We start from the raw sequence: 4,983 nt of genomic DNA, 5'->3' as shown, positions 1-4,983 counted from the left end.
CTCGGCTGGCCCGAGGGGCTGCCCGACGGCGGCCGGCACGGCTTCACCCCCGCGCACCGCGCCCGGCTGGAGACCGCCCTGCCCGGCATGGCGGCCACCCTCGCCGCCGAGCTGGACGGCGCCGGGAACGTGCTCGTCCTGGGCTTCGAGGAGCTGATGTACGCGCCGCTGCGGCTGGCCGAGGAGCTGGAGCGGACCCTGCCCGCCCCCGCCGAGGTGCGGTACTCGACCACCACCCGCTCGCCCGTCCTGGCCGTGGACGACCCCGGGTACGCGATACGGACCCGGCTGGTCTTCCCGGCGCACGACACCGCCGCCTTCCCGGCCGCCGAGACCGGCGAGGGCGCCGAGACCGGCGAGGGCGGCGGCCACGGCGACGGACGCGGCGACCGGTACGCGTACAACGTCGCGGGCGGCGGCTTCGACGCCGTCGTCACGGTGGTCGACTCGCTCGCCGACTCCGCCGAACTGCACGCCCCCGGCGGCCTGTTGGCCCGGCTCGTGGCGCACGTCCCGCGGGTGGTGCTGGCCGTGGTCCCCACCTACCTCCCCGCGTCCGCGGACCCGCCCGCGAGCCACCTCCCCCCACCCACGAACCACCCCGAACGGCAGGAACACCCCATGCTGCCCGAGCCCCTGCGCGGCCCCGCCTTCTCCTCGTACGCGGCCGACGAGGTCGGCTGGCTCCTCCAGGACCTGTCCGACGTCGAGTTGGAGGCTCCCACGGAGGAGCGGGAAGAGGCGATACAGAGCGGTGGCGCGCATTACGCCGAGTCCCTCCCCGTCGAGTACCAGCCCAGCGAGCAGTACCAGGAGCTGTTCAAGGCGGCCCTGGAGACCTCGGCCGCCCGGATCGCCCGCGCCGTCGGCACGGTGACGGAGACCGTCCTCGCCGAGCGCTCGCCGCGCCCCGTCCTGGTCTCCCTGGCCCGCGCGGGCACCCCCGTCGGTGTCCTGATGCGCCGCTGGGCCCAGCAACGGCACGGCCTGGACCTGCCGCACTACGCGGTGTCCATCGTGCGCGGCCGGGGCATCGACGCCAACGCCGTCCGCTGGCTGGCCGCCCATCACGACCCGGCCGACGTCGTGTTCGTCGACGGCTGGACCGGCAAGGGCGCCATCACGCGCGAACTGGCCGACGCGCTGGGCGCGTTCGAGGGCTTCGACCCCGAGATCGCCGTCCTCGCGGACCCGGGCCGCTGCGTACGGACGTACGGCACCCGGGAGGACTTCCTCATCCCCTCCGCGTGCCTCAACTCGACGGTCTCCGGCCTGATCTCCCGTACGGTCCTCCGCTCCGACCTGGTCGGCCCCGACGACTTCCACGGCGCGAAGTACTACCGCGAACTCGCCGGCGCCGACGTCTCCGGGTTCTTCCTGGACAGCGTCGCGGCGCGCTTCGACGAGGTCGTGCCGGCCGTGGACGCGGAGGTCAAGGAACTGCTCTCGGCGGACCGCGCCCCCACCTGGGAGGGCTGGGCGGCCGTCGAACGCATCAGCGAGGAGTACGGCATCCACGACGTGAACCTGGTGAAGCCGGGCGTCGGCGAGACAACCCGGGTGCTGCTGCGCCGCGTTCCCTGGAAGATCCTGGCCAGGACCGGCGCCGGGGCGGACCTCCACCATGTCCGGCTCCTGGCCGAGCAGCGCGGGGTGCCGGTCGAGGAGGTCGAGGTGCTGCCGTACACCTGTGTCGGTCTGATCCACCCGCACTTCACGCGGGGCGCGACGGGCGCGGACGGCAAGGCGGTGGCGGCCCGATGAACGCCTCGGTGACGTCCTCCGTGGTGAACTCGCCCGGAAACGCGGCCACGTTGGTCGCCAGCGACCTCGACAGGACCCTGATCTACTCGACCGGGGCCCTCCAGCTCACGATGCCCGACGCGCTGGCTCCCCGGCTGCTCTGCGTCGAGGTCTACGGGAGCAAGCCGCTGTCGTACATGACGGAGACGGCCGCCGGGCTGCTGGACCGGCTGGCCCGTACCACCGTGTTCGTACCGACCACGACCCGTACCCGTGAACAGTACGGCCGGGTCCAACTGCCCGGCCCCGCACCGAAGTTCGCCATCTGCGCCAACGGGGGGCATCTGCTGGTCGACGGGGTGTCCGACCCGGACTGGCAGGCGCGGGTGGCGGAGCGGCTGGCCGACGAGTGCGCGTCCCTCGCCGAGGTGCGCGCGCATCTGCTCGCCGTGTCCGACCCCGCCTGGCTCCTCAAGGAGCGGGTCGCGGAAGACCTGTTCGCGTATCTCGTCGTGGACCGGACGCTGTTGCCGGAGGGCTGGGTGAAGGCGCTGGCGGAGTGGGGCGGGCCGCGCGGGTGGTCGGTGTCCCTCCAGGGCCGCAAGATCTACGCCGTACCGCGGCCGCTCACCAAGAGCGCGGCGATGCGCGAGGTGGCGCGCCGTACCGGGGCCGAACTGGCCCTGGCGGCAGGGGACTCGCTGCTCGACGCGGACCTGCTGCTGGCGGCCGACCACGGCTGGCGCCCGGGCCACGGCGAACTGGCCGACTCCGGCTGGACGGCCCCGCACGTCGAGAACCTCCCGCAGGCGGGGGTGGCGGCGGGCGAGGAGATCCTCCGCCGCCTGCTGGCGGCGGCGGAGGCGGGGCCCCGGCCGGTGCTGGAGCGCCGGGCGGGCTGAGCTACCCGGGGCCGACCCAGGGCCGGTGTCAGGGGCGATCCGCCGACTCAGGGCCCGTCGGGCGGATCGGACCTAGCCGCAGCAGCCGCCACCGCAGCAGCCGCCCCCGCCGCCCGCCGAGGGCGCCGGGGCGTCGCTGCCCTTGGCGGCTCCACCGACGGCCACCGTGGAGAGCAGCTTCACGGTGTCCTCGTGCCCCGCGGGGCACATCGCGGGGGCGGCGGACTGGGACATCGGCCGGCGGAGTTCGAAGGTGGTCCCACAGGCGCGGCAGCGGTACTCGTAGCGAGGCATGCGCCCAGGGTATCGGTGTCAGCCCACGCCCACCCGGTTCCGGCCGCCCCTCGCCCGCCGGCGCTGTTCACGCTCGGCCTGTTCCGGGTGGCGGGCCCGCCAGTACGGGTTGTCGTGGGGGAGGCCGCCGCTGACTCTCCCGTACATCCCGAAGAACATCAGCAAGATGCCGACCACAAAGCTGAACAGCACGTTCTGCATGCGGAACGCGAGGAAGTTGTGGCCGCTGTCGAGCAGGGCGAGATTGACGAAGCCGCTGCCGATGAAGACCACGCCGAAGAACGCGTTCAGCGTCGAGGCGGCGTTCCCGCCGATCACCATGCCCGCGAAGAGGATCACGCCCACGCAGATGGAGATGACGCTGAGCGTGCCGTTGGTGTTCAGGCCCGCGACCGTGTCGCTGCCCGTGGTGAAGAAGCCGATCCGGTCGATCAGGCCGAGGATCCCGAAGACCAGCAGCGCCAGGCCGATCAGTCCGGCGCCGATGCGGTAGACCTGGTTGAGCTTGTGATCCAGGGGGAGGGCTTCGTCGATCCGTACGCGCCGCCGCGGCCGGGACCGGAGCGGGAGCGTCCTGGGCCGCCGGGATCCGGGTGGCCCGGAGCTCGGCTGCTGTGGTTCGGGCGGCCCGGAGGCCGGCTGCCGGGACCTCGGCGGCGCGTGCGGATGCAGGGACCGGAGCGAGGAGAGAGTCATGGGAGATCTCCTTCAGGCCGTACGTACCCCCGGAGGATGGGTCTCTTCCTCCTCCACGATCCGCCCGCCCCACCCGCCCCACAAGTCGGGCGGCGTCGGGTGCGCGACATCCGTCAGGCACCCGCCACCCGTCAGGCGCCCGCCCCGCGCTCCTCGCGGATGTCGGACACCACATGCGCCACCGACTGCCGTACCGCCTCGGTCTCCGTAAGAAAGTGCCAGTAGTCGGGATGCCGGCCCTCCAGGCCCGCCACCGCCCGGTCCAGCCGGGCCACGGATTCGTCCAGCGGCCGGGCGTGGCGCGGCTCCGGCACGCTGCGGCCGGCCATCGCAAGCCGCTGCGCGTCACGGATCGCGAACCGGGTGCGGTCGATCTCGTGCTGCGGATCCTTCGATACGGCGTTCAGCCGCTGCAACCGGTCACCGGCGGCCGACACCGCCTCGTCCGTACTGTTCAGCAGCGCCCTGACCGTACCGAGCAGGGCCGTCGCGTCCGGCCACCGCTGGTCCTCGCGCGCCTTGCCCGCCTCCTTGAGCTTCTCCTCGGCCCGGCGGACGGTGGTGGCCGCGTGCTCGGGCACGTGCTGGAGGTCCTGCCAGCACTCGGCGGTGAAACGGCGGCGCAGCTCGCTCAGGACCGGCTCCACGGCGCCCGAGCGGGTGGTGAGGGCCTGGGCGCGGGTACGGAGCGACACGAGCCGGCGGTCTATCTCGCGGGCCCGCTCGGGGAGGCGGTCCGCCTCGGCCCGTACCGCCTCGGCGTCCCGGAGCACCTGGTCCGCGCGCTGGAGCGTCTCCGTGACGCCGTGCTGCCCGGCGCCCTGGTTCAGCTTGGTCAGCTCGGGGCCGAGCTGGGCGAGCCGGGCGGCGAGGTCGTCCGCCCGCAGGCCCGAGGCCCGTACGGCGTCGAGCGCGTTGCTGGCGGCGAGGAGTCCCTGCCGGGCCCGCTCCACGGCGGGGGCGAGGCGGGCGAGCTGGGTCTCTGCCTTGTCCAGCAGCGGGCCGAGCCCCTGCTCGAAGCGGTCGAGGTCGCCCTTGACCCGGTCCAGCTCGTCCTTGGCCTTCGTCAGTTCCGTACGCGCCTTGGCGACGCTCGACGGGTCCAGGTCGTCCCGGTCCAGGTCGTGGGCGTCGACGGCGCTGATGTAGCCGCTGCTGACCTCGTCGATGCGGTGCCCGAGGGCGGTGAAGTCGCTCACGGCGCGCTGGGCACCGGGCGAGCTGTCCACGGCCGTGATCGTCTCGATCGAGATCCGCAGGTCGCGCTGGGCGGTGTCCAGCTCGTAGAAGGCGGCCGCGGCGGCGTCCTTCGCCGCCTGCGCGTCGGCCCGCTGGCTCTCGCCGCGGC

The 4,983-nt window shown here is 73.7% G+C and carries 5 protein-coding genes; 2 read left to right on the top strand and 3 right to left on the bottom strand.

Annotated features, from left to right (window positions below):
• Both GT042_RS06630 and GT042_RS06625 read left to right on the top strand, forming a co-directional pair.
• Nucleotides 1-1,764 (top strand): cysteine protease StiP domain-containing protein (locus GT042_RS06630; protein WP_202532446.1); only part of this gene is annotated, 1,764 nt, incomplete at its 5' end.
• Nucleotides 1,761-2,645 carry an HAD family hydrolase gene (locus GT042_RS06625; protein WP_161307770.1) on the top strand — a complete coding sequence of 295 codons (885 nt, stop codon included), beginning with the start codon at nt 1,761-1,763 and terminating at the stop codon, nt 2,643-2,645. The genes GT042_RS06630 and GT042_RS06625, both read left to right, overlap by 4 nt.
• A gap of 72 nt (nt 2,646-2,717) precedes the next feature.
• Here GT042_RS06625 and GT042_RS06620 read toward each other — a convergent pair whose 3' ends face one another.
• From GT042_RS06620 to GT042_RS06610, 3 genes are all read right to left on the bottom strand, one after another.
• A complete protein-coding gene (locus GT042_RS06620) occupies nt 2,718-2,939 on the bottom strand; it encodes a zinc ribbon domain-containing protein (protein ID WP_161307769.1) in 222 nt (73 codons plus the stop codon).
• Between the two features lie 18 nt (nt 2,940-2,957).
• Entirely contained in the window at nt 2,958-3,635 is a 678-nt protein-coding gene (locus GT042_RS06615) for a DUF4383 domain-containing protein (protein ID WP_161307768.1), read from the bottom strand.
• A 131-nt stretch (nt 3,636-3,766) separates the two neighbouring features.
• On the bottom strand, nt 3,767-4,983 hold a 1,217-nt coding region (locus GT042_RS06610; RefSeq protein WP_161307767.1), incomplete at its 5' end, for a hypothetical protein.

Source organism: Streptomyces sp. SID3212 (assembly GCF_009865405.1).
Lineage (GTDB): Bacteria > Actinomycetota > Actinomycetes > Streptomycetales > Streptomycetaceae > Streptomyces.
This window is presented reverse-complemented; position numbering and strand designations above follow the sequence as displayed.